Consider the following 22,157-nt stretch of genomic DNA (forward strand, 5'->3'; position numbering starts at 1 on the left):
CTATCCCGCCTTCTTTGCCGACGACCCTGTTGAAGCCACGATCCTGGTGCCGGGCAGCTTGCCCAACGCGAGCATCGCGCCGGCCTCGGCAGCATCCTTCGGACCGGCGAGATGGAAATCGACGCCGTCGGGCAGCATGGCGGCAAAGCCGGGGTCGACAATGCCTCGGGTCCTCAGGCTGTCAGCTGTATCGCTGTCGAAGAATGCACCGGTCTGCTTGATAAGCAACAGCGCGTTTGCGCCAAGCTTGCCTGCAAGCCAGGCGGCCAGAGAATCGGAGGTAATGTCCCACGAGGCCGGAACATCCAGCGCCGGCAGTGCCAGGGATGACGGCAGCCACACCGGAACCTTGCCCGCCTCCAACGCTCGCCCGATCTCGTCCAGCGACCGTGCCGGCGTCAGCCTTTCGTCCCGGTCGAGGATGACATGGCCGAACTGTTCCATGGCCAGGATCGCCATGGCATGAGCGGCGGTATCGGAAAAATCCATGCGTGTCTGCGTCTCGCGCACATGGTCGGCAAAGAGGCCGCCGCCGGGTACGATGACGATCGGCAGCCTGGAACCCGCCAGCGCTGCGATCCAGCTCTTCATCTCCGCCGCATGGGCCGTGCTGCCGCCAAGCTTGACGATGGCCCGTCGGAGCATTTCGGGGCGCTCCTGGCGCGGCCGGAAAACAACGCTCCGGTCTTTTCGGCCGGCAGTGCCGGAGGCAGCGCCGCGTCCCGCCGATTGGCGCTTGCGTTCGATCTCGACGCCGACGCCGCCAGGGCCGAGCTCGAGCTTTTCCACCCTTACCGTGACGCGCACGACACGCTGGTTCTCCAAGACGTGCGCTGCCACCTGCTCGGCCAAAGCCTCGCTGAGCTGGATATGGCCTCGGGCGACGATGGTGCGAATGCCGTCCATGATGATGTCGTAGGAGAACACATGGCGCATGTCCTCGGGATGGTCGGTAATTTGCAGCACGTCGGCGGTCACATCAAAGCGCACTTTTTGAGTATGGCCATGCTCGAAGCTGTAGGCACCGATCTGGACCGGCAGAACAAAATCCCGCACAAAAATCCTGTCCGTGCCCAGTGTCGGGTCGGTGTCCGGCGAATAGCCTCTCGCCGCCAACAGGCGATAGTCGATACTCGATTGACCGCCGGTCCCGGATTCCGCCGGGATCAACTCGCGAATCTGCGAGACCGCCTCGGCGCTGATCGAACTCGTGCGACCGGAATGGCCACACAGCGCCCCCCGAAAGCCGAGAAAATCGGGAGCAAAAGGCAAGACGCGCGGAATATCCGGAGCTTCCAGCGATCCACTCAGGCCGACAATCAGACCGAGCGATTTCGTGCGATCGACGAATCCCGGAATACGCTCCGGCGGCAGATGATCGAGCAGCCGGCCCTTCCCCTTTTGCGCGGTATCGACCATCACGCCATGGAAGCGATGCCTGGCGAATATCGGCAGAAGTTCGAAGTCCGGCGCCAGATCGGCAAACAGCACGGCAATCAGCTTCGTTCGTGCGGCGAGCGGTTCGAGCGCCTGTGCGCAGGCGGAGATATTTGCCGAAGGAAAAAATCCGATCTTCACATAGTCGACGCCGGTCGCCGCGATCTCTTCGGCCTTGATGCGGATCGTTTCGGGCTCCATCGGCAGGTCGCCGCAGACCGCGCTGACCGGAGCCCGACCAGCGATGAACGAAATCGTTCGGCGCATGGTTTCCGTGGACACCGCGCCCAGAGCTCCCGCCTTCGGGTCCTTCAGGTCGACGATGTCGACACCACCAGAAAGAGCGATCTCCGCCTCTTCGATGCCGGTGACGCTTGCCAGCATTCTGGTCATTTGAACAGTTTCTCCAGTTTGGAGGACAAGACGTTTTTATAGAGGCAGTCGATCCCCCTGCGCCACGTCTCGCCGGTGTTGCCATGCGAATCGACGCTGGCGACCTTCCGCACCGTTCTGGCAGGCGCGAAAAGTCTTCCGATAGGGTTTGATAAATTTTGCGGGTCGGCTAAGTTGATCATGGGCACCTTGACTTGGCGCGGGTCCGGCAACCGTCGAACCTTTGCGCAAGAATGGGTAATTACTATCGATGACGAGCGCGGTGCCAGGCACTCTCGCTGCCTTTTTGTGCTTTTTTTCCCTGACCGTCAACGTTTCCGACGCGACAGGCCAGGAAACGGTGGCGAAGCCGGAAAAAAAGACAACCGAAATCAAGATAGGCTATTTGCGGGCCTACGCACCGCAATTGACGCTTTCCATGCTCGACCTGCCGCCACGTGACGAAGGTGTCGCCGGCGCCGAGGTGGCGATCGGCGACAACAATACGACCGGAAAGTTCACCAACCAGAAATTCAGCCTCGACGTGACCGAGATCAAGCCCGACGGCGACGCGGTTCAGGCATTCGAAGGCATGATCGCCAAGGGCGACCACTATGTGGTCGCCGATCTTTCAGCCAAACAATTGCTGTCGATCGCCGACATCGCCCGCGACAAAGGCGTGCTGATCTTCAACGTCGGCGCCACCGACGACAGCCTTCGCGAGGAGGACTGCCGCATCAACGTTTTCCATATCGCGCCGACGCGCAGCATGCTGGCCGATGCGCTGGCGCAGTATCTCATGGTGAAGAAGTGGCCGAATTGGGTGCTGCTCTATGGATCGCATGAGCAGGATCGTCTCTACGCCGATGCGTTGCGCCGCGCGGCAACCCGCTTCGGCGGCCAGATCGTCGCCGAGAAGGAATTCAAGGATACCGGCACAGCCAGGCGCACCGACACCGGCGCAACGCAGATACAGCAGCAGATTTCCGTGTTCACGCAAGATCTCCCGGAGCATGACGTGGTGCTTGTCGCCGACGAAAGCGAGGTTTTCGGGACCTACGTGCCCTATCGCACCTGGACGCCGCGGCTGGTCGCCGGCACGGCCGGTCTGGTTGCATCGTCATGGCATCCCGCCAGCGAACAATGGGGCGGCATCCAGATGCAGAGCCGCTTCTTGAAGACGGCGAGCCGGCGGATGCTTTCAAAGGACATGTCGGCCTGGACAGCGGTGCGTGCCGTCGGCGAGGCCACCACGCGCACCAAGGGCGACGATGCGAAAAAGATCAGCGACTACATGCGCTCGGACGACTTTTCGGTTGCTGCTTTCAAGGGGCAGAAGCTGACCTTCCGCAAATGGAACCTCCAGCTTCGCCAGCCGATCTTGCTTGGCGATACCAAGTCCGTCGTCTCGACATCGCCACAAGAGGGCTATCTTCACCAAGTCTCCGAACTCGACACGCTCGGTGTCGATCAGCCGGAAACGAAATGCGCTCTCAAGTAGAGTCAATCGGGAGGAATTTGCGTGCAGAAACGAGCTTGCGCATTCGCCATTCTCGCGGCCGGCCTGACGGCCAGTCCGGCATCGGCCTATACGGCCTACGTTTCCAACGAGAAGGACAACACGATGACCGTCGTCGACACGGCGACGACGCAGGTGGTGAAGACAGTTGAAGTCGGCCAGAGACCGCGCGGCATCACCATCTCGCATGACGGCAAGTTCGTCTACCTATGCGCCAGCGATGACGATACGGTCCAGATCATCGATACCGCGACGCTTGAAGTCGTCGGTACGCTGCCATCCGGCCCCGATCCCGAATTGTTCGTGCTCTCGCCGGACGGCAAGACGCTTTATGTCGCCAATGAGGACGATAATCTCGTCACCGCCATCGACGTCGAAAGCAAGCAGGTCCTGGCCGAGATTCCGGTCGGTGTGGAACCGGAAGGCATGGGTGTCAGCCCCGATGGCAAGACCATGGTCAACACCTCGGAAACCACCAGCATGGCGCATTTCATCGACACCAGCACGCATGAGGTGACCGACAACGTGCTGGTCGACACGCGCCCGCGCTTCGCCGACTTCAAGCCCGACGGCTCCCAGGTCTGGGTCAGCGCCGAGGTCGGTGGCACTGTCAGCGTCATCGACAACGCCAAACGCGAAGTGGTGAAGAAGATCCAGTTCGCGATTCAGGGACTGCGGGCCGAAACCATCCAGCCGGTAGGCATCGCCATCACCGCCGATGGCAAGAAAGCCTATGTCGCGCTCGGCCCGGCGAACCATGTCGCGGTGATCAATACCGACACCTACGAGGTGGAGAAATACATTCTCGTCGGCCAGCGCGTCTGGCATCTGGCCTTCACGCCCGACCAGAAAACGCTGATCACCACGAATGGCAATTCCAACGATATCACCTTCATCGACACGGCCACCGACGAGCCGGTCCAATCGCTCACCGTGGGCCAGCAGCCCTGGGGTGTGGTCATTTCGCCCAAATAGCAGACATTGATCATCGGGAGGCTCAAGACATGAAACTTTTCCGCAGGTTTTTCTTCGCCGCCCTCGCCGGATTCGTCCTTGCTCCGACCGGAGCAAGCGCCGACGACGCAACACCAAAACCGTCGCGTGCCAGCAAGAACCTGCCGGAACTGATTATTGGTTCGGCCGATTCCACTTACGCCGTCAATCAGAAGGATTTCGAGCTGATCGCCGGCCAGGGCTATCGCTGGAAGATCACCTCCAAGGGCGGTTTCGAGTACAAGTTCGTCACCGACCTCTTCCGCAATGTCTGGATGGACCAGATCGTCATCAACGATTTGGAAGTGCATATGGACGGCGGACCAGCCTGGCTGGAATTCGACGACGCGGGGACGATCCAGGTGCAGTTCCATACCGTTCGCCCGGGCGAATATACCTGGTCGGTTCCCGACCTTGCCGACAAGGGACTGAAGGGCAAGATTACGATCAAGTGAGACAAAAGGCGATCAAGGCGCCAGATAGCCAACGCGTCCTGAAGGAGCGGCCCGGCATGCAGCATATGAGGAAAAGCGGTCCGGGAGAAGAGGTGGCGGCGCTCGATGTCGGTGCCGTCAGCCATTCCTATGGCCAGAAGCGGGCGCTCAACGACGTCTCCTTCTCGATCGCGCCGGCGACTTTCACCGTTCTGCTCGGCCTCAACGGGGCCGGCAAGACAACGCTGTTCTCACTGATAAGCCACCTCTACGACACGCGTCACGGATCGATCCGCATCTTCGGCCATGACATCCGCCGCGCATCCGGCGGAGCACTCAGACGCGTCGGCATCGTGTTCCAGGCACGCACGCTCGACCTCGACCTCAGCGTCTACCAGAACCTCTCATACCACGCCTCGCTGCATGGCATTGGCGGACGCGAAGCTCGCCAGCGCATTGCCGCGCTGCTTGAAACGGTCGACATGCAGGGCCGCCAGCATGACAAAGCACGCAGCCTCTCCGGCGGTCAGATGCGGCGCATCGAAATCGCCCGGGCGCTGTTGCACCGCCCTTCCCTGCTCCTGCTTGACGAGGCGACCGTAGGCCTCGACATTGAGTCTCGCGCGGGCATCCTCGCCACCATCCGCAAGCTCGTCCAAGCCGAGGGCATCGGCGTGCTCTGGGCCACGCATCTGATCGACGAAGTCGAAGACGCCGACCATGTCGTCATACTGCGGCGGGGTGATCTGGTCGCGAGCGGCAAGGTGTCGGATGTGATCCGTGCGAATGGTGGAAATTCGATTCGCGAAACCTTTTCGAAGCTCAGCCGCGTCGATGCGGCGGGCATGGCGGAGACGTCGCCATGAGCGCTCCTGCGATGCCTGGAAAGCTCGCCGGCATCATGCCGGTGAGGTCTGAGCCATTCGGCCTGCGCCACTATCTCATTTGCCTGAAAGGTGTCGTCCTGCGCGAGTGCCTGCGCTTCCTGCACCAGCGCGAACGCTTCATTTCCTCGCTGGTCCGGCCGCTCGTCTGGCTGTTCATCTTCGCCGCCGGCTTTCGCCAGGTGCTCGGCGTGTCGATCATCCCACCCTACAAGACGTATGTGCTCTACGAGGTCTATATCACGCCGGGCCTTTGCGGCATGATCCTGCTGTTTTCCGGCATGCAGTCTTCGCTGTCGATGGTCTACGACCGCGAGATGGGCAACATGCGCATCCTGCTGGTCAGCCCGTTTCCGCGCTGGTTCCTGCTGGTGTCGAAGATGCTCGCGGGCGTGGCCGTATCGATCGTGCAGGTCTACGCGTTCCTGATCGTTGCCTGGTTGTGGGGAGTCAAGGCGCCGCCACTCGGCTACCTCTATGTGCTGCCGGCACTGTTCCTGTCGGGCATGATGCTTTGCGCGCTCGGCATGCTCTTGTCTTCGCTGATCAAGCAGCTCGAAAACTTCGCCGGCATCATGAACTTCGTCATCTTTCCCGGCTATTTCGCGTCTCCGGCGCTCTATCCCTTGTGGCGCATCCAGGAGGCGAGCCCGCTGCTCTACAAGATCTGCCTCTGCAACCCGTTCACCTATGCCGTCGAACTGATCCGCTTTGCCTTTTACGGGCAGATCGAATGGCTGTCGCTGGGCATCGTGGCCGGCTGCACGCTGCTGTTTCTGGGCGGCGCCATCATCGCATACGACCCTTCGCGCGGTTTGGTGATCCGCAAGCAGGACATGGGAGGAAACGCCTGATGGCGCGAATGAGACTTGTTCACACTCTCGTTGTGGTCGCCACGCTTGCCTTCATGGGAGGCGCCGGCGCGGCAAACACCGATCCCGACTGGCCCTGCATACAGCGTAAGGTGCCACGGCTCTCGCTTGGCCAGATCTGGAATGGGCCGGAGCTTCCCGCGACCGCGAAAGATTGGGCGAAGGATGCCCGTGTGTCGGCGCTTGTCGAGGCGGTGGCAGCCCGGCGGACGCCGATTGCCGAAGCCCAGAAAGAGATCAAGGATTTCGCGACTTCCCTGCCGCCCGAACAGGTCGCACCAAAAATGACGATGCTGGTGCAGGGAATGTTCGACCATATGGACGCCGAGCGTTCGCACGTGATCTCCGGCATCTCCCGCTATGCGCACAAACAGCTCGAAATGGCGGCACAGTTGCGCAAGGAAGCATCCGAAGTCGACGCGCTGCGCGCCAAGGCCGATGCGGATCCGGACGAAGTCGAACGGCGAACCGACCAGCTGAATTTCGCGACGCGAATTTTCACCGAACGGGTCCAGTCGCTGACTTATGTCTGCGATGTGCCCACGATAATCGAGCAGCGGCTTTACCAGTTGTCGAAGACCGTCTCGGAAACGCTCGTCGTCAAGAAATAGACCTTGGCCGCCTGCCTCATGACCCCCTGCCAGGCAGCACACGCCAGCGCTGCACGAAATAACCGGGATGCGTCTCGATCCACCGAGCCACCAGCGGCTGCGCCTGCATGAAGGCAGTCCCGGGATTCATCGCCAGACCGTCTACCATTTGTTCGCGTTGTTCGCAGGTCCGCGGTACATCCGTCAGACAGACCATCATAACGAGTGTGTAAAGCATTACCCCTTTTCCCCATCGAATTCCCGAACCCTACCCGGGAGGTTTCCGAACAGTCTGCAGGGGTTGCACATACAGATCGCTTACGGGTGTGAAAGGACGTGGCCCCCGCTCTTTCGCACTGCAACATAACATATCGCTTATATAACACCAACGATCGCGGGCGTTCTCCACCGGACTTTCGTCCGTTGCGTTCGTAAAATGTCATCCCGCCTTGTCTGGATACAGCTTTCCGAAAAGGGGCAGGTACATCGCGCCCTTGCGCATCAGGAAATCGTTGAACGTGGCCATGGCCGGCGAGATTGCGTGATCGGTTCGCATCACCGAGAACCATTGCCGGCGGATCGGCATGCCGACAACGTCGAGGATGACAAGCCGGCCTGCTTCGGTTTCCGCAGCGATGGTGTGGGCAGAGATGAAGGCGATGCCCAGACCAGCCATCACCGCCTGCTTGATCGTTTCGTTCGAGGCCATCTCGACACCAAGGTCGTCGATGCGCCCAGGCACGTCGCTCAGGAATATTTCCAACGAGATGCGGGTTCCGGAGCCGGGCTCGCGAATAAGGAAATGCTCCTCCGCAATCCGCTCCTTGGAGATATCTCGCGCCGCGACCAACGGATGGTCGGGCGGCGCGATGATGACCAGCGGGTGATCGCCGAAGACCGAAGCACGCACCGGAACCTCTTTCGCCGGGCGCCCCATCAGCGCGATGTCGATGTCGTGGTTCCTGAGGTTGTCGATCGTCTGGGCGCGGTTGCCGATGGCAAGCCGCATGTCGATGTCGGGATGGTCCTTCATGAACGCAGCCATCAGCCGCGGCGCGAAATATTTGGCGGTGGAAACGACGCCGAGCCTCAAGCTGCCGGTGCGTACGCCCTTGATGGCATCCATCTTGTCTTCGAGCAAACCGAGATGCTCCTCGATAGCCTGCGCTGTCTCGACGAAAGCCCGACCTGCGGCAGTGGGACGCATGCCGTCCGACGTTCGGTCGAACAGAGCCAGCTGGAATTCTTCCTCCACTTGCCGCAACTGGATTGTCAGCGCTGGAGGAGACAGGCCTAACATCTTGGCCGCGCTGACAATTTTGCCGCACTTGATGATTGCCTGGACGGTCTTGAAATGCTTGAGCGTGAGGTTCCTCATGCCGCATACTAAATTATTTTTAGTGGTTAGGTAAAGTTATTGAATTTTACTTATCTCGCGACGTTTGTTTCCATTCCTCCAGTCCAGCCGCTCCGAGGAGATGCGGCCGGACCGGGAGGTTACGATGCCAGCGGCAACGCTCGACGCTTTTCTGAACTCCTATCTCGGCCAGCCTGACGAATTCCGCTCGGGAGTTGTGACGACCGTCCGTCAGTTGACACAGGCCGCCATCAAGGTCCGCAACACCATCAATCAAGGGGTGCTCGGCGCCGCCTTTGCCGAAACCCGTGGCGCCAATGCCGATGGCGACGTCCAGAAGGATCTCGACGTCTTCTCCGACGACATCTTCCTCGACGCCATGCGCCGCGCACCGGTCGCGCTTTACGCCTCCGAGGAACTGGAGCAGCCGGTCCTGCTCGACAGGCAAGCGCCACTCGCCATTGCGATCGATCCGCTCGACGGCTCGTCCAACATCGACACCAACGTGTCGATCGGAACGATCTTCTCGCTCCTGACCGCAACTGGCGCGCCGGACGCTGATCCGGCCGCCTCTTTCCTGCAGGCGGGCGTGAACCAGCTAGGCGCCGGTTTCTTCATCTATGGGCCGCAGCTGGCACTCGTCCTGTCGCTCGGCAGCGGCACACATGTCTTCGTCTTCTCGACAAGGCTCGGCACCTTCGTCCAGGCCTATGAAAGCCGGATCATTCCGCAACGCACTCAGGAGTTCGCCATCAACGCCGCCAACTACCGGCACTGGGACGAGGCCGTGCGGCTCTATGTCGACGACTGCCTGGAGGGCACCGAAGGACCGCGCGAGAAGGATTTCAACATGCGCTGGATCGCCTCTCTGGTTGCCGACTGTTACCGCATTTTGATGCGCGGCGGCGTCTTTCTCTACCCCGGCGATCGACGCAAGGGCTATGGTCAGGGACGGTTGCGCCTCGTCTACGAGGCCAACCCGATCGCCTATCTCATAGAACAGGCTGGTGGTGCCGCCACCGATGCGATCAACCGCATCCTGGAAATCGAACCCGAGAGCCTGCATCAGCGCGTGCCGATGATCTTCGGGTCGGCGCGGGAAGTCGCGCGCATCACCCGCTACCACACAGAGCCGAGCAACATCGGTGAGCGTGCGCCGCTGTTCAGCCGCCGCGGCCTGTTCAGAGCCTGAGCAGCACCATGTCAGCCAAGCACCCCATCATCACCATCACCGGGTCGTCGGGCGCCGGCACGACCTCGGTCAAGCGCATCTTCGATCTGATTTTCCGGCGCGAGAACATCGAGGCCGCTTTCATCGAAGGCGACGCCTTCCACCGCTACGATCGCGCGGCGATGAAGGCAAAGGTGGCCGAGGAGGAAAAGGCCGGCAACCCGAACTTCACCCATTTCAATGCCGCGGCCAACGAACTCGGAATTCTCGAAGAGGTGTTCGCGGAATATGGCCGCCGCGGAACGGGCAAGACCCGCACCTATATTCATGATGAGGAAGAGGAAAAGCAGCACGGCACGCCACCGGGAACCTTTACCGAATGGCGCGAATTCGCTCCCAGCGACCTGCTCTTCTACGAGGGGCTGCACGGCTGTGTCGTCACCGACACGATCAATTTGGCCAAGCATGCGGATCTCAAGATCGGCGTCGTGCCGGTCATCAATCTCGAATGGATCCAGAAGATCCATCGCGACCGTTCGACACGCGGCTATTCCACCGAGGCGGTGATGGACGTGATCCTGCGCCGGATGCCCGACTATGTCCGCAACATCGTCCCGCAATTCTCGCAGACCGCCATCAACTTCCAGCGCGTGCCGATCGTCGACACGTCCAACCCGTTCATCGCGCGCTGGATCCCGACGCCCGACGAATCGATGCTGGTTATCCGCTTCGCCAATCCGCGGGGCATCGATTTTCCGTATCTGCTGTCGATGATCCACGACTCGTTCATGTCGCGGCCAAATTCCATTGTGGTGCCAGGCAACAAGCTCGATCTTGCCATGCAGTTGATCCTGACGCCGCTCATCCTGCAATTGATTGAACGCAAGAGCCGTGTGTCGTGAGGAGGATGCAATGACCAGCCAAACAGCACTGAAGCCCGTCACCACAACCGCTCCCGTCTCGGAGCGCGACATGGCGAACGCCATTCGCGCGCTGGCGATGGACAGCGTTCAAAAGGCGAATTCGGGTCACCCTGGCATGCCGATGGGCATGGCCGACGTCGCAACGGTGCTGTTCAACCGCTTCATCAATATCGATCCGTCGAGGCCGGACTGGCCCGACCGTGACCGTTTCGTGCTTTCAGCCGGCCACGGCTCGATGCTGCAATACGCACTGCATCATCTGCTCGGCTATGAAGACATGCAGATCGAGGAATTGCAGCGATTTCGGCAGTTGGGCAGCCGCACCGCCGGACATCCGGAATACGGCCATGCGCTTGGCGTGGAGACCACCACCGGACCGCTCGGACAGGGCATTTCCACGGCGGTCGGCATGGCGCTGGCGGAACGTATGCTTGCCGCCCGCTACGGTGCCGATCTGGTCGATCATCATACCTATGTCATTGCGGGCGACGGCTGCCTTCAGGAGGGCATCAGTCACGAGGCGATAGACCTCGCTGGTCACCTGAAGCTTTCCCGCCTGATTGTTTTCTGGGACGACAATGCGATTTCCATTGACGGGCCGACCTCCCTCTCCACGTCGATGGACCAGCCGGCGCGCTTCAAGGCCGCCGGCTGGGATGTCCAAAGCGTCGCCGGCCACGACATGGAGGCAGTCGCCGCGGCAATCGAGGCGGCGCGGCGGTCGGATCGGCCATCGCTGATTGCCTGCCGCACAGTGATCGGCATGGGTGCCCCCAATCTCGGCGGTTCGGAAAAGACGCACGGCGCACCGCTGGGTGAAGCAGAGATCGCCGCGACACGCGAAAACATCGGCTGGGCCCACGCACCGTTCGATGTGCCAGATGATATCCTTTTCACCTGGCGCGAGATTGCCGGTCGCGGCGAAGCGATGCGGCGCGCCTGGGAGCAGCGGCTTGCCGCCTCGCCGCGGCGCGAGGCCTTCGAGAGCGCCGTCGCCGCCGAACTGCCCGACACGGTCTTCGAAGCGCTCGACGCCTTTCGTCGCGAACATGTCGAGAAGGCAACCAAGGTGGCGACGCGAAAAGCCTCCGAAATGGCGCTGGAGGCCATCAATGGCGCAACGGAGTTGACCGTCGGCGGCTCGGCCGATCTGACGCATTCGAATCTGACGATCACCAAGGACATGAACCGCATTGCACCGGGTGACTATGCCGGCCGCTATATTCACTACGGCATTCGTGAGCACGGCATGGCGGCCGCCATGAACGGCATCGCGCTGCATGGCGGTTTCGTGCCCTATGGCGGGACGTTCCTGTGCTTCGCCGATTATGCGCGCGGCGCGATGCGGCTCTCGGCGCTCATGGGCCAGCGCGTCATCTATGTGATGACACACGATTCCATCGGCCTCGGCGAGGACGGCCCGACGCACCAGCCGGTCGAGCACCTTGCGATGCTGCGTGCCACGCCTAATCTCAACGTCTTCCGCCCGGCGGATGTCATCGAAACGGCGGAGTGCTGGGAACTCGCGCTAAAGAGCAAGGATCGGCCGAGCGTCCTGGTGCTGTCGCGCCAGAACCTGCCGATGCTGCGTCGGTCGCACAGCGACGAGAACCGCTCCTGCCAGGGCGCTTACATCCTGCGGGAGCCGGCAAGGCACCGCGCCGTCACCCTGATCGCCACCGGCTCGGAGGTCGAGATCGCGGTTGCTGCCGCCGAAAGGCTGGAGACTGAGCATGGCGTCGCCGCCGCCGTCGTGTCGATGCCGTGCTGGGAGCTTTTCGAGGAGCAGGAAAGCGCCACCCGCAAGGCCGTCCTCGGCTCGGCGCCGCGCGTCGCGGTCGAAGCAGCAGCCCGGCTGGGCTGGGACCGCTGGATCGGCGAGACCGGTGCTTTCGTCGGCATGACCGGCTTCGGCGCCAGCGCCCCTGCCCCCGACCTCTACCGGCATTTCAACATAACGTCCGAAGCGGTTGCTGCAGCGGCACTGAAGCTCATCATCTAGGAGGATTCACAATGGCTCGCATCACCCTTCGCCAGCTTCTCGACCATGCCGCCGAGCACGGCTACGGCGTACCGGCATTCAACATCAACAACATGGAACAGGGCCTCGCCATCATGGAAGCGGCCAAGGCCTGCGACGCGCCTGTCATCATCCAGGCTTCGCGTGGCGCCCGATCCTATGCCAACGACATCATGCTGGCCAAGATGATGGAGGCGCTGACCGAAATCCACCCGACCATCCCGCTATGCATCCATCAAGACCACGGCAACAGCGAGGCCACCTGCCTTTCCGCGATCCGCCACGGCTTCACCTCGGTGATGATGGACGGATCCTTGATGGCGGACGCCAAGACGCCGGCCAGCTACGACTACAACGTCGCCATAACCGAACGCGTCGCACGCATGGCGCATTGGGTCGGCGCTTCCGTCGAAGGCGAACTGGGTGTGCTCGGCTCGCTGGAAACCGGTCAAAGCGAGGCAGAGGATGGCCACGGCGCCGAAGGCGCGCTTTCCCACGACCAGTTGTTGACCGATCCCGATCAGGCGGTCGACTTTGTGACCGCAACCCAGGTCGACGCGCTGGCGATCGCCTGCGGCACCTCGCACGGCGCCTACAAATTCACCCGCAAGCCGGACGGCGATATCCTGGCCATGCAGGTGATCGAGGCGATCCACGAAAAGCTGCCCAACACGCATCTGGTCATGCACGGCTCGTCCTCGGTGCCGCAGGAGCTGCAGGACATTATCAACAGATACGGCGGCGAGATGCCCCAGACCTTTGGCGTTCCGGTCGAGGAGATCGAGCGCGGCATCCGCTACGGCGTGCGCAAGGTCAACATCGACACCGATTGCCGCATGGCCATGGCCGGGCAGTTCCGCCGCGTCGCGACGGAAGACCCGCGCGAGTTCGATCCCCGTAAATTCCTGAAACCCGCCATGGACGCCTTGCGCGACCTTTGCCGGGACCGGTTCGAGCGTTTCGGCACGGCGTCCAACGCCTCGAAGATCAAGGTCATCGCCATGGACGAGATGGCGAAACGTTACGCCGCGGGAAAACTCGATCCCCATATCGCAATCGCGAAAGCCGCCTGAGCAACAAACAGGAGACCTGTCATGAACAAGATCGACATACTGCCAGCGGGGACGCTCAAGGAAGGCAAGGAACGCTACAAGTCAGGGGTCATCCCCTACAAGAAGATGGGTTACTGGGAGCCGGACTACAGGCCCAAGGAGACCGATCTGATCGCCATGTTCCGGATCACGCCGCAGCCGGGCGTCGACCACGAGGAGGCGGCCGCGGCCATCGCCGGCGAATCCTCCACCGCGACGTGGACCGTGGTGTGGACCGACCGACTGACGGCTTGCGAGCTCTATCGCGCCAAGGCGTTCAGATCCGAGCCGGTGCCGAACACCGGTCCCGGAACCAAGACCGAGCAACAGTACTTCGCCTACATCGCCTACGACCTCGACCTGTTCGAGCCGGGCTCGATCGCCAATTTGACCGCATCGATCATCGGCAATGTGTTCGGCTTCAAGGCAGTCAAGGCGCTGCGGCTGGAAGACATGCGTATCCCGGTGGCGTACCTCAAAACCTTCCAGGGGCCGGCGACAGGCATCGTGGTGGAGCGTGAGCGGCTCGACAAGTTCGGCCGGCCGCTGCTCGGCGCGACGACGAAGCCGAAGCTCGGCCTGTCGGGCCGCAATTACGGCCGCGTCGTTTACGAAGCGCTGAAGGGGGGCCTCGACTTCGTCAAGGACGACGAGAATATCAACTCGCAGCCCTTCATGCACTGGCGCGACCGCTTCCTCTACTGCATGGAGGCCGTGAACAAGGCGTCGGCTGCCACCGGCGAGGTCAAGGGCCATTATCTCAACGTCACCGCCGGCACGATGGAGGAGATGTACGAGCGCGCCGAATTCGCCAAGCAGCTTGGTTCCTGCATCGTCATGATCGACCTCGTCATCGGCTACACGGCGATCCAGTCGATGGCCAAGTGGGCACGCCGCAACGACATGATCCTGCACCTGCACCGTGCCGGCAACTCGACCTATTCGCGCCAGAAGAACCACGGCATGAATTTCCGCGTCATCTGCAAATGGATGCGCATGGCCGGCGTCGACCACATCCATGCCGGCACGGTGGTCGGCAAGCTGGAAGGCGACCCGCTCATGATCAAGGGATTTTATGACACGCTGCGCGAGGAGCGCACGCCGCAGAACCTCGAAACCGGGCTGTTCTTCGATCAGGAATGGGCCTCGCTCAACAAGGTGATGCCCGTCGCCTCGGGCGGCATCCATGCCGGCCAGATGCACCAGTTGATCCACTATCTCGGCGAGGACGTCATCCTGCAGTTCGGCGGCGGCACAATCGGCCATCCGGACGGCATCCAGGCAGGCGCGACGGCCAATCGCGTCGCCTTGGAAGCGATGATCCTGGCCCGCAACGAGGGGCGCGATTATTTGCGCGAAGGGACCAAGATCCTCGAACAGGCGGCCAGATGGTGCACGCCGCTGAAGGCTGCCCTGGAGACCTGGAAGGACGTCACCTTCAACTACGAATCGACCGACACGGCCGACTTCGTGCCAACAGCAACGCCCAGCTTCTAGACGAAAGGAACCATCGTCATGATGACCAATCCGGGAAACAAGGTCACACAGGGGCAGTTCTCGTTCCTGCCCGATCTGACCGACGAACAGATTTCGGCGCAGATCAAATACGCGCTGAAGAACCATTGGGCGGTCAGCGTCGAGTACACGGACGATCCGCATCCGCGAAATACCTATTGGGAAATGTACGGCAACCCGATGTTCGACTTGAAAGATCCGGCGGGCATACTGCTCGAGGTCAACGCTTGCCGGAAAGCCTGTCCGAACATGTATGTGCGGGTAACCGCCTTCGATTCGACCAAGGGCTGGGAAGCCCCGCGCATGTCGTTCATTGTCAACCGGCCGCCCAGCGAACCCGGCTTCCGGCTGCTGCGCCAGGAGCGCGACGGCCGCAGCCAGGGTTATTCGATCGTGCCTTATGCGACCGACAGGCCCGAGGGCGAGCGGAGCTAGCTGAACCATGCTGAACGCGATGACCAAGGACGCTGCCGCACAGGACGCGACGGTTGATCTGCAGGCCGAGTTCGAGGCGTCCAACATCGACGAGGTCATGGACAAGCTCGACCGTGAACTCGTTGGCCTGAAGCCGGTCAAGACCCGCATCCGCGAGATCGCCGCTCTCCTCCTGGTCGACCGGCTTCGCCGCAAGTTCGGGCTGACCTCGGGCGCCCCGACGCTGCACATGAACTTTACGGGAAATCCCGGCACCGGAAAGACCACCGTGGCGCTGAGGATGGCCGAAATCCTGCATCGTCTCGGCTATGTCCGCGAAGGCCACATGGTCGCCGTGACGCGCGACGATCTCGTCGGCCAGTATGTGGGCCACACCGCGCCCAAGACCCGCGAGGTGATCAAGCGTGCCATGGGCGGCGTGCTTTTCATCGACGAGGCCTACTATCTCTACAAGCCCGAGAACGAACGCGACTACGGCCAGGAATCGATCGAAATCCTGCTGCAGTGCATGGAGAACAACCGTGACGATCTGGTTGTGATCCTTGCCGGCTACAAGAACAAGATGGACCGCTTCTTCGACAGCAATCCCGGCATGCGTTCGCGCATCGCCCATCACCTCGATTTCCCCGACTATGGCGTCAGCGAACTGAAATCGATCGCCGAGATTATGCTCGCGGAGCAGAATTATCGCCTCAGCGAGGCGGCGTCCCGTGCGCTCGAAGAGTATCTTCCGATCCGTATGAGGCTGCCGCATTTCTCCAACGCGCGTTCGGTCCGCAATGGGCTCGACCGGGCACGGCTGCGGCAGGCCAACCGGCTTTTCGCATCGCGCAGCCAGGTGTTGACCAAAGCCGATCTTATCACCATCGAGGAATCCGACATTCGCGGCAGCCGCGTGTTCGCGGAAGGGAAACTCGAAGGCGAACCGGAGACGAAGATGCGCTGACGGGATGGAGCCGGCTGGCGCAGCGACCAACACCCGCAGACAGAATTGGAGACGACGACCATGGTCACCAGGACAATCATCGCACCCTCCGTGCTTTCCGCGGATTTCTCGCGGCTCGGCGACGAGGTCGAAGCTGTCGTGCGGGCGGGTGCCGACTGGATCCATCTCGACGTGATGGACGGCCATTTCGTGCCCAACATCACCTTCGGTCCGCCGGTGATCAAGGCGATCCGCGACCGAACGGACAAAATTTTCGACTGCCATCTGATGATCGCGCCGGCCGACCCCTATCTGGCCGCCTTCGCCGACGCCGGCTGCGACATCATCACGGTGCACGCCGAGGCCGGGCCGCATCTCGATCGTTCCCTGCAGGCGATCAAAAATCTCGGCAAGAAGGCCGGCGTATCGCTGAATCCTTCGACGCCGGAGAGCGCCATCGAATATGTGCTCGACAGGCTCGACCTGGTGCTTCTGATGACGGTCAATCCAGGCTTTGGCGGCCAGGCCTTCATTTCCGCGGTCATCGAGAAGATCAGGCGAATCAAGGCACTGGTTGGCCACCGCCCGATTGACATCGAAATCGATGGCGGCGTCACGGCCGAAACCGCCCCGCTGGTTGCCGCGGCCGGCGCCAATGTGCTGGTCGCCGGGTCGGCCGTGTTCAAGGGGGGCACCGAGGCAGCCTATCGCGCCAACATTGGAGCCATCCGACAGACGGCCGACGGTGCGATCCGGAAAGCCGCATAACCATTCCATCGGAGGCAAGCATGGCGGCCGTCCCCCCTGTGTGCGATTTCGGCTGGCGCGCCATCGATGCCGTTTTGCCTGGCGTCGACGGCAGGTCGCATTCGATCTTCAGCCAGGCCGGCCCGAACGGCCTGGTCGTGGCCTTCATCTGCAATCACTGCCCTTATGTGAAGGCGGTGATTTCACGTATCGTGTGCGATGCCAACGATCTTAAGGCCGAAGGTATCGGCTTTGTCGCGATCAACTCAAACGATGCCGACACCTACCCGGAGGATTCCTTCGACCAAATGAAGCTCTTCGCCACGACGAACGGCTTTAGCTTCCCTTACCTGCACGACCACCGCCAAACTGTGGCGCGCGATTACGCAGCCGTGTGCACTCCCGATTTCTTCGGGTTCAACAGCGAGTTGGGACTGCAATATCGCGGTCGGCTGGACGCCTCGCGACGAGAAGCCGGAGCGCCCGGGCTGAGACGCGACCTGTTCGAGGCGATGAAGCAGGTTGCCCGAACCGGCGACGGGCCGCTGGACCAGATCGCCTCGATCGGCTGCTCGATCAAGTGGAAGGATGCCGCATGAACGTCGGTGCAGGTAGGCCGCTTCGATCGCCGAAGGCGATCCTGTTCGATCTCGACGGCACGCTGGTCGACTCGGCACCGGACATAGCGGCCGCCGTCAACGAACTGCTGGCCAGTCGCGGTCTGCCGCCGCTGCGCCTGGATCAGGTCACGGCCATGATCGGCGGCGGCGTCAGGAAATTGATCGAGCGAGCCTTCGCGGCGTCGGGAGCGCCACTGCTCGGCAACGCTCTCGATGAGGCCAACCGCGTCATGGCGCCTATCTACCGCCGGCATCTGACCGGCCTGACAAGGCTGATGCCTGGAGTCAGGGAGGCTCTCACCCACTTTCATTTGGGCGGAGTAAGCATGGGGGTGGCAACCAACAAACCGCAGTTGGCGACCCGCGAAATCCTGCTTCATTTCGGATTGACGGAATATTTCGGCGCAATCGTTGGCGGAGACGCGGTGACATTCCTGAAACCGGCGCCCGATGCCCTGCTGCTGGCGTTGGCACAGCTTGGGGTCGACCCCGGTGACGCGCTGCTGGTCGGAGACAGTGGCGCCGACCTGGGTGCCGCACGCGCCGCCGGCATGCCCGTCATTCTGTTGCGCGGCGGCTACAGCCACATTCCGGTGGAAGAGCTTGGCGCCGACCTCGTTTGCGACAGCCTTTTCGATCTGCCTTCGGCCATGCAGAGGCTGCAAGCCGATGCGTGATCAAGGCGTCCGCCGGCCGAACGCAAATTCGAACGGCCGGCTGCGCTCTATTTCGAGAATTGCTTCAGATAGGCAATGACATTGGCGATGTCTTCGTCCTGCTTCAGGCCGACAAACGCCATCTTTGTTCCTTTGACCATGGCCTTGGGATCGTGAAGATAGGTCTTCAGCGTGGGTTCATCCCATTTGACGCCGGACTTGCCTGCCGCGACCATCGCCTGAGAATAGCTGAACCCCGGGTGCGTGCCGGCCGTTCGGCCGATGACGCCGTTCAACGACGGGCCGACCTTGTTCTTGTCCTGGTCGGCGGTATGGCAGACCTTGCATTTGGCGAAGACCTTCTCACCAGCCGCCGCATCCTGTGCCTGGGATTGGCTCGCGATGAAGGGCACAACGGACATGACTGCGAAAAATGCGATTGCGCGCATGGTATTTCCTCATTGATCGTCTGGGTGCCCTGGACGATTTGCGCATGCCGATCCTTTGATCCGTCGGTATGCGCCTTACGCGGTGGAGTGGAAATTCCGCTTCTCCCGTGAAGCCGCGCCGCGTGACTCGGAAGCTAATTGGCATGTTGTGAAAGTCAATCGTACAAAGGTTTAGGGGCCTGCGAGCTCAAGAGACCTTTCCATTCGTCTTTGTTGACGGCTATCGGGCGAGCGCGTAGCTTGACCTCAATCCGGTTTCTCCATTGGCACCTCGGGAAATCCGGCAAGTGGCGGTTTGTCCTGGCTCCTGGTTGGGCTGGACTCGCCGAGATGGGCGTTTGGGAACGCGCAAGAGGTGCTGAATGGACATGGTCGATCTCATATTGACGGTTTGCCTCAGCGCCAATCCGAGCAATTGCCGAGACGAACATCTCTATTTCGAGAGCCGCGGCACTCTGTTCCAATGCATGATCCTTGCCCCCAGCGAAATCGCGAAATGGTCTCAAGAACACCCGAACCTCAAGGTCATGCGCTGGAAATGCGCATTTCCGAGCAAGGAACGAGCCATCTGATTTGGCAGCGCGGAACCCTGGGGAGGAGGTGTCATGATGGTTTCACGGCGCATGACGCTGCGTCTGGCGGTTCTCGGGACAGCCGCTGTTCTTGCTACCAGGCCGGTCGTTGCGGCAGCCAGGATTCGCCTCGGTGTGCTGAAGTTTGGAACCGTGAGTTGGGAACTCGATACACTAAGGCAGCACAAATTCGATGCCGCCAACGGGATCGATCTGGAGATCATCGACTTCGCCGGCGAGGATGCAACCAACGTCGCGATGCTGGCTGGCGCGATCGACATGATCGTCTCCGACTGGCTGTGGGTCTCGCGCCAGCGCTCCGAAGGCGGCGACCTCACATTGACCCCCTATTCGACCGCCGTGGGGGCGATCATGGTGAAGGAGGATTCGCCGATCCGGACGATCGCCGATCTCAAGGACAAGAAAATCGGCGTCGCCGGCGGCCCGCTCGACAAGAGTTGGCTGCTTATACAAGCGCTGACCAGACGCGACCTCGGCGTCGACCTGTCGGCAGCCAGCGACATCGTCTTTGGCGCGCCGCCGCTGATTTCGGAAAAGGCGATACAGGGCGAACTCGATGCGGTGCTGAATTTCTGGCATTTTTGCGCGCGTCTCGAGGCCAATGGCTTCCGTCGATTGATCGGCGTGAATGACGCGGCAAAAGCGCTTGGGGCTCTGGGACCCGTGTCGGCGCTCGGTTACGTCTTCCATGACCAATGGGCGAGCGAAAACCCCGATGCCGTCAGGGGTTTCGTGAGGGCTTCCGCGCAAGCCAAGGACTTGCTGGCCAGATCCGATGACGAATGGCTGCGCCTGGCGCCGATCATTCGCGCGGAGGGCAAGGAACTGGAAAAACTGCGCGATCGCTACCGCCAGGGCATTCCCAGACGGTCGGTCGCCGAGGAAGCGGCCGACGCCGGCAGGCTATACCATGTGCTTGCGTCGGTCGGCGGCGCGAAGCTTGTCGGCAGCGCGCCGGAAATGGCGCCCGGCACGTTCTGGCAGGAACCCGAGAAATGACCGCAACCGACGGCACGCGTGATGCCCCGCCGAGCATGTCCGGCCGACGCAGTCTGGCGACGGCACTCATGCCCGCGCTGACCGTAGCGGTCTCCCTGCTCGGGCTTTGCCTGCTGTGGAACCTTGCGGCAAGTGTCTGGCCAAGCCGTGCCTTTCCAGGGCCTGGGCAGGTCTGGCAGGTGCTTCTCAGGGAGGCTGCGAGCGGCGAGCTTTTTTACCATCTCGGCGTGACCCTCGGCCGGGTCGCCGCGGCATATATCGTCGCAATGATCATCGGATCCGTCATCGGCGTTTTGCTCGGCAGCCATCGTCGCGTCGACCGTTTTTTCAATCCGTGGGTGATCCTGTTCCTCAACATCCCGGCGCTGGTGGTCATCGTCCTCGGCTACATCTGGTTCGGCCTCAACGAGGCGGCGGCGATCGGCGCGGTGGCGGTGAACAAGATCCCGAATGTCGTGGTGACGATGCGCGAAGGCGCCAGGGCGCTTGATCCAAGTTACGCCGAAATGGCCACCGTCTATCGCTTCGGCCGCCTTGATCGCATCCGCCATATCCTGCTGCCGCAATTGCAGCCCTATCTTGCCGCCGCGTCGCGATCCGGCATCTCCCTCATCTGGAAGATCGTCCTGGTCGTCGAACTGCTCGGCCGCTCGAACGGTGTCGGCTTCCAGATCCATCTCTATTTCCAGCTCTTCGACGTCGCCGCCATTCTTGCCTATACGCTGGCTTTCGTGGCGGTGATGCTTGTCATTGAACTCCTCCTGGTGCAGCCCGTTGAACGACATGCAACCCGTTGGCGCCGTCGTCCCGCTTAAGGTCGACATCGCCGAAAAGACTTTCAGGTCCGCGCGAGGCGTCTCGATCACGGCGCTTCAGGACCTTTCCTTCGAGGTCCGGCAAGGCGAATTCGCCTGCTTGCTGGGACCGTCGGGCTGCGGCAAAACCACGACGCTGCGTATCCTGCTTGGCTTGGACAAAGACTTTTCCGGCTCCTTCCAGTTGCCGCAAGGAGGTTCGAACCGCATCGCCGCCGTTTTCCAGGAACCGACCCTGCTGCCGTGGCGAACGGTGGAGCAGAATGTCAGGCTGGCGTTACCGAAAAGCTTGAGAGCGAAAAATCTCGACGGGCTGTTCGACACGCTCGGCCTCGCCGGCATGCGCTCGCTCTATCCTGCCGAACTGTCGCTCGGCCTTGCGCGCAGGGCAGCACTTGCCAGGGCTTTCGCCACCGAGCCGGCGGTGCTTTTCCTGGACGAACCCTTTGTCTCGCTCGACGAACAGACCGCCGAGCGGCTTCGGCATCTGCTTTTGACCGTGTGGTCGGCACGGCCAACGACCGCCTTGATGGTGACGCACAATCTACGCGAGGCACTGATGCTGTCGGACCGCATCATCGTGCTCGCGCCGCGGCCAACCCATGTGCTCGGCGTGTTCGACGTACGGTTGCCACGGCAACATCGTAATTCACAGGTGATGAGCGACCTTCTGCGGTCGTTCCATCATCGATTTCCGGACGTCACCTGATCGCCTGCAGGCGAAATGCATATCGGAGACC

24 protein-coding genes are annotated in these 22,157 nt (G+C 61.6%); 20 read left to right on the forward strand and 4 right to left on the reverse strand.

The window, feature by feature from the left end; genetic code table 11:
• A complete protein-coding gene (locus tag AC0L24_RS10900) occupies positions 1 to 1,830 on the reverse strand; it encodes a (5-formylfuran-3-yl)methyl phosphate synthase (protein ID WP_127810602.1) in 1,830 nt (609 codons plus the stop codon).
• Positions 1,831 to 2,080: 250 nt separating this feature from the next.
• On the opposite strand from AC0L24_RS10900, the gene AC0L24_RS10905 reads away from it, so the two are divergent.
• Genes AC0L24_RS10905 through AC0L24_RS10930 form a run of 6 tightly spaced genes read left to right on the forward strand, consistent with a single transcriptional unit; the run spans position 2,081 to position 7,122 of the window.
• Positions 2,081 to 3,310 (forward strand): ABC transporter substrate-binding protein, encoded by a 1,230-nt coding sequence (locus AC0L24_RS10905; RefSeq protein WP_127810603.1) that lies wholly within the window; start codon positions 2,081 to 2,083, stop codon positions 3,308 to 3,310.
• Between the two features lie 21 nt (positions 3,311 to 3,331).
• Positions 3,332 to 4,303, forward strand: coding sequence for a YVTN family beta-propeller repeat protein (locus AC0L24_RS10910; protein ID WP_473563700.1), 972 nt, complete (start codon positions 3,332 to 3,334; stop codon positions 4,301 to 4,303).
• Positions 4,304 to 4,332: 29 nt separating this feature from the next.
• Positions 4,333 to 4,776: a hypothetical protein gene (locus AC0L24_RS10915; RefSeq protein WP_127269840.1), complete on the forward strand. Its 444-nt coding sequence runs from the start codon at positions 4,333 to 4,335 to the stop codon at positions 4,774 to 4,776.
• A 56-nt stretch (positions 4,777 to 4,832) separates the two neighbouring features.
• Complete coding sequence (locus tag AC0L24_RS10920) at positions 4,833 to 5,621, forward strand: ATP-binding cassette domain-containing protein (RefSeq protein ID WP_127810604.1); 789 nt, start codon at positions 4,833 to 4,835, stop codon at positions 5,619 to 5,621.
• 35 nt (positions 5,622 to 5,656) lie between these two features.
• Positions 5,657 to 6,493, forward strand: coding sequence for an ABC transporter permease (locus AC0L24_RS10925; RefSeq protein ID WP_164873992.1), 837 nt, complete (start codon positions 5,657 to 5,659; stop codon positions 6,491 to 6,493).
• On the forward strand, positions 6,493 to 7,122 hold the full coding sequence (locus AC0L24_RS10930) for a hypothetical protein (RefSeq protein ID WP_127810606.1): 630 nt from the start codon (positions 6,493 to 6,495) through the stop codon (positions 7,120 to 7,122). Before AC0L24_RS10925 ends, AC0L24_RS10930 begins: the two co-directional genes overlap by 1 nt.
• Before the next feature lie 16 nt (positions 7,123 to 7,138).
• On the opposite strand, the gene AC0L24_RS10935 is transcribed toward AC0L24_RS10930, so the two are convergent.
• Together AC0L24_RS10935 and AC0L24_RS10940 are read right to left on the reverse strand one after the other, a co-directional pair.
• Positions 7,139 to 7,339, reverse strand: coding sequence for a hypothetical protein (locus tag AC0L24_RS10935; protein ID WP_023810407.1), 201 nt, complete (start codon positions 7,337 to 7,339; stop codon positions 7,139 to 7,141).
• Between the two features lie 201 nt (positions 7,340 to 7,540).
• Positions 7,541 to 8,479, reverse strand: coding sequence for a LysR family transcriptional regulator (locus tag AC0L24_RS10940; RefSeq protein WP_127810607.1), 939 nt, complete (start codon positions 8,477 to 8,479; stop codon positions 7,541 to 7,543).
• A 124-nt stretch (positions 8,480 to 8,603) separates the two neighbouring features.
• Between AC0L24_RS10940 and AC0L24_RS10945 the strand changes: the two genes are divergently transcribed.
• Genes AC0L24_RS10945 through gph form a run of 10 tightly spaced genes read left to right on the forward strand, consistent with a single transcriptional unit; the run spans position 8,604 to position 18,582 of the window.
• Positions 8,604 to 9,650: a class 1 fructose-bisphosphatase gene (locus AC0L24_RS10945; RefSeq protein WP_127810608.1), complete on the forward strand. Its 1,047-nt coding sequence runs from the start codon at positions 8,604 to 8,606 to the stop codon at positions 9,648 to 9,650.
• Positions 9,651 to 9,658: 8 nt separating this feature from the next.
• Positions 9,659 to 10,531: a phosphoribulokinase gene (locus AC0L24_RS10950; RefSeq protein WP_127395372.1), complete on the forward strand. Its 873-nt coding sequence runs from the start codon at positions 9,659 to 9,661 to the stop codon at positions 10,529 to 10,531.
• Between the two features lie 10 nt (positions 10,532 to 10,541).
• Complete coding sequence (gene tkt / locus AC0L24_RS10955; protein ID WP_127810609.1) at positions 10,542 to 12,554, forward strand: transketolase; 2,013 nt, start codon at positions 10,542 to 10,544, stop codon at positions 12,552 to 12,554.
• An 11-nt stretch (positions 12,555 to 12,565) separates the two neighbouring features.
• Positions 12,566 to 13,645: a class II fructose-bisphosphate aldolase gene (gene fba / locus AC0L24_RS10960; RefSeq protein WP_127395374.1), complete on the forward strand. Its 1,080-nt coding sequence runs from the start codon at positions 12,566 to 12,568 to the stop codon at positions 13,643 to 13,645.
• Between the two features lie 21 nt (positions 13,646 to 13,666).
• The gene (locus AC0L24_RS10965) at positions 13,667 to 15,160 is read left to right on the forward strand and encodes a ribulose-bisphosphate carboxylase large subunit (RefSeq protein WP_013532056.1); all 1,494 of its coding nucleotides are present in this window, start codon (positions 13,667 to 13,669) and stop codon (positions 15,158 to 15,160) included.
• Between the two features lie 18 nt (positions 15,161 to 15,178).
• Positions 15,179 to 15,613, forward strand: coding sequence for a ribulose bisphosphate carboxylase small subunit (locus tag AC0L24_RS10970; protein WP_013532057.1), 435 nt, complete (start codon positions 15,179 to 15,181; stop codon positions 15,611 to 15,613).
• Between the two features lie 7 nt (positions 15,614 to 15,620).
• Positions 15,621 to 16,559, forward strand: coding sequence for a CbbX protein (cbbX, locus tag AC0L24_RS10975; RefSeq protein WP_127395376.1), 939 nt, complete (start codon positions 15,621 to 15,623; stop codon positions 16,557 to 16,559).
• Between the two features lie 60 nt (positions 16,560 to 16,619).
• Positions 16,620 to 17,306, forward strand: a complete 687-nt coding sequence (rpe, locus tag AC0L24_RS10980) for a ribulose-phosphate 3-epimerase (protein ID WP_127395377.1) — start codon at positions 16,620 to 16,622, stop codon at positions 17,304 to 17,306.
• Positions 17,307 to 17,326: 20 nt separating this feature from the next.
• Positions 17,327 to 17,884 carry a thioredoxin family protein gene (locus AC0L24_RS10985; RefSeq protein ID WP_127395378.1) on the forward strand — a complete coding sequence of 186 codons (558 nt, stop codon included), beginning with the start codon at positions 17,327 to 17,329 and terminating at the stop codon, positions 17,882 to 17,884.
• Entirely contained in the window at positions 17,881 to 18,582 is a 702-nt protein-coding gene (gene gph / locus AC0L24_RS10990) for a phosphoglycolate phosphatase (protein WP_127395379.1), read from the forward strand. The genes AC0L24_RS10985 and gph overlap by 4 nt, the downstream gene beginning before the upstream one ends.
• 47 nt (positions 18,583 to 18,629) lie before the next feature.
• On the opposite strand, the gene AC0L24_RS10995 is transcribed toward gph, so the two are convergent.
• Positions 18,630 to 19,010: a c-type cytochrome gene (locus AC0L24_RS10995; protein ID WP_127395380.1), complete on the reverse strand. Its 381-nt coding sequence runs from the start codon at positions 19,008 to 19,010 to the stop codon at positions 18,630 to 18,632.
• Between the two features lie 362 nt (positions 19,011 to 19,372).
• Between AC0L24_RS10995 and AC0L24_RS11000 the strand changes: the two genes are divergently transcribed.
• From AC0L24_RS11000 to AC0L24_RS11015, 4 genes are read left to right on the forward strand one after another with little or no spacing between them, the layout of a single operon-like run.
• Positions 19,373 to 19,582, forward strand: coding sequence for a hypothetical protein (locus AC0L24_RS11000; RefSeq protein ID WP_127269602.1), 210 nt, complete (start codon positions 19,373 to 19,375; stop codon positions 19,580 to 19,582).
• A 33-nt stretch (positions 19,583 to 19,615) separates the two neighbouring features.
• Complete coding sequence (locus AC0L24_RS11005; RefSeq protein ID WP_292630193.1) at positions 19,616 to 20,602, forward strand: ABC transporter substrate-binding protein; 987 nt, start codon at positions 19,616 to 19,618, stop codon at positions 20,600 to 20,602.
• Positions 20,599 to 21,417 carry an ABC transporter permease gene (locus tag AC0L24_RS11010; RefSeq protein WP_473563701.1) on the forward strand — a complete coding sequence of 273 codons (819 nt, stop codon included), beginning with the start codon at positions 20,599 to 20,601 and terminating at the stop codon, positions 21,415 to 21,417. The genes AC0L24_RS11005 and AC0L24_RS11010 overlap by 4 nt, the downstream gene beginning before the upstream one ends.
• Positions 21,386 to 22,126, forward strand: a complete 741-nt coding sequence (locus AC0L24_RS11015) for an ABC transporter ATP-binding protein (protein ID WP_032900692.1) — start codon at positions 21,386 to 21,388, stop codon at positions 22,124 to 22,126. Before AC0L24_RS11010 ends, AC0L24_RS11015 begins: the two co-directional genes overlap by 32 nt.
• The last annotated feature ends 31 nt before the right edge of the window (positions 22,127 to 22,157 follow it).

The sequence above is a fragment of the Mesorhizobium sp. WSM4809 genome, assembly GCF_055811655.1.

What these genes read in the sequence shown, in the direction of transcription:
- AC0L24_RS10900 (WP_127810602.1), bottom strand. Translation starts at nt 1,830, where the DNA reads ATGACCAGAATGCTGGCAAGCGTCACCGGCATCGAAGAGGCGGAGATC.
- AC0L24_RS10905 (WP_127810603.1), top strand. Translation starts at nt 2,081, where the DNA reads ATGACGAGCGCGGTGCCAGGCACTCTCGCTGCCTTTTTGTGCTTTTTT.
- AC0L24_RS10915 (WP_127269840.1), top strand. Translation starts at nt 4,333, where the DNA reads ATGAAACTTTTCCGCAGGTTTTTCTTCGCCGCCCTCGCCGGATTCGTC.
- AC0L24_RS10920 (WP_127810604.1), top strand. Translation starts at nt 4,833, where the DNA reads ATGCAGCATATGAGGAAAAGCGGTCCGGGAGAAGAGGTGGCGGCGCTC.
- AC0L24_RS10925 (WP_164873992.1), top strand. Translation starts at nt 5,657, where the DNA reads ATGCCGGTGAGGTCTGAGCCATTCGGCCTGCGCCACTATCTCATTTGC.
- AC0L24_RS10930 (WP_127810606.1), top strand. Translation starts at nt 6,493, where the DNA reads ATGGCGCGAATGAGACTTGTTCACACTCTCGTTGTGGTCGCCACGCTT.
- AC0L24_RS10935 (WP_023810407.1), bottom strand. Translation starts at nt 7,339, where the DNA reads ATGCTTTACACACTCGTTATGATGGTCTGTCTGACGGATGTACCGCGG.
- AC0L24_RS10940 (WP_127810607.1), bottom strand. Translation starts at nt 8,479, where the DNA reads ATGAGGAACCTCACGCTCAAGCATTTCAAGACCGTCCAGGCAATCATC.
- AC0L24_RS10945 (WP_127810608.1), top strand. Translation starts at nt 8,604, where the DNA reads ATGCCAGCGGCAACGCTCGACGCTTTTCTGAACTCCTATCTCGGCCAG.
- AC0L24_RS10950 (WP_127395372.1), top strand. Translation starts at nt 9,659, where the DNA reads ATGTCAGCCAAGCACCCCATCATCACCATCACCGGGTCGTCGGGCGCC.
- tkt (WP_127810609.1), top strand. Translation starts at nt 10,542, where the DNA reads ATGACCAGCCAAACAGCACTGAAGCCCGTCACCACAACCGCTCCCGTC.
- fba (WP_127395374.1), top strand. Translation starts at nt 12,566, where the DNA reads ATGGCTCGCATCACCCTTCGCCAGCTTCTCGACCATGCCGCCGAGCAC.
- AC0L24_RS10965 (WP_013532056.1), top strand. Translation starts at nt 13,667, where the DNA reads ATGAACAAGATCGACATACTGCCAGCGGGGACGCTCAAGGAAGGCAAG.
- AC0L24_RS10970 (WP_013532057.1), top strand. Translation starts at nt 15,179, where the DNA reads ATGATGACCAATCCGGGAAACAAGGTCACACAGGGGCAGTTCTCGTTC.
- cbbX (WP_127395376.1), top strand. Translation starts at nt 15,621, where the DNA reads ATGCTGAACGCGATGACCAAGGACGCTGCCGCACAGGACGCGACGGTT.
- rpe (WP_127395377.1), top strand. Translation starts at nt 16,620, where the DNA reads ATGGTCACCAGGACAATCATCGCACCCTCCGTGCTTTCCGCGGATTTC.
- AC0L24_RS10985 (WP_127395378.1), top strand. Translation starts at nt 17,327, where the DNA reads ATGGCGGCCGTCCCCCCTGTGTGCGATTTCGGCTGGCGCGCCATCGAT.
- gph (WP_127395379.1), top strand. Translation starts at nt 17,881, where the DNA reads ATGAACGTCGGTGCAGGTAGGCCGCTTCGATCGCCGAAGGCGATCCTG.
- AC0L24_RS10995 (WP_127395380.1), bottom strand. Translation starts at nt 19,010, where the DNA reads ATGCGCGCAATCGCATTTTTCGCAGTCATGTCCGTTGTGCCCTTCATC.
- AC0L24_RS11000 (WP_127269602.1), top strand. Translation starts at nt 19,373, where the DNA reads ATGGACATGGTCGATCTCATATTGACGGTTTGCCTCAGCGCCAATCCG.
- AC0L24_RS11005 (WP_292630193.1), top strand. Translation starts at nt 19,616, where the DNA reads ATGATGGTTTCACGGCGCATGACGCTGCGTCTGGCGGTTCTCGGGACA.
- AC0L24_RS11010 (WP_473563701.1), top strand. Translation starts at nt 20,599, where the DNA reads ATGACCGCAACCGACGGCACGCGTGATGCCCCGCCGAGCATGTCCGGC.
- AC0L24_RS11015 (WP_032900692.1), top strand. Translation starts at nt 21,386, where the DNA reads ATGCAACCCGTTGGCGCCGTCGTCCCGCTTAAGGTCGACATCGCCGAA.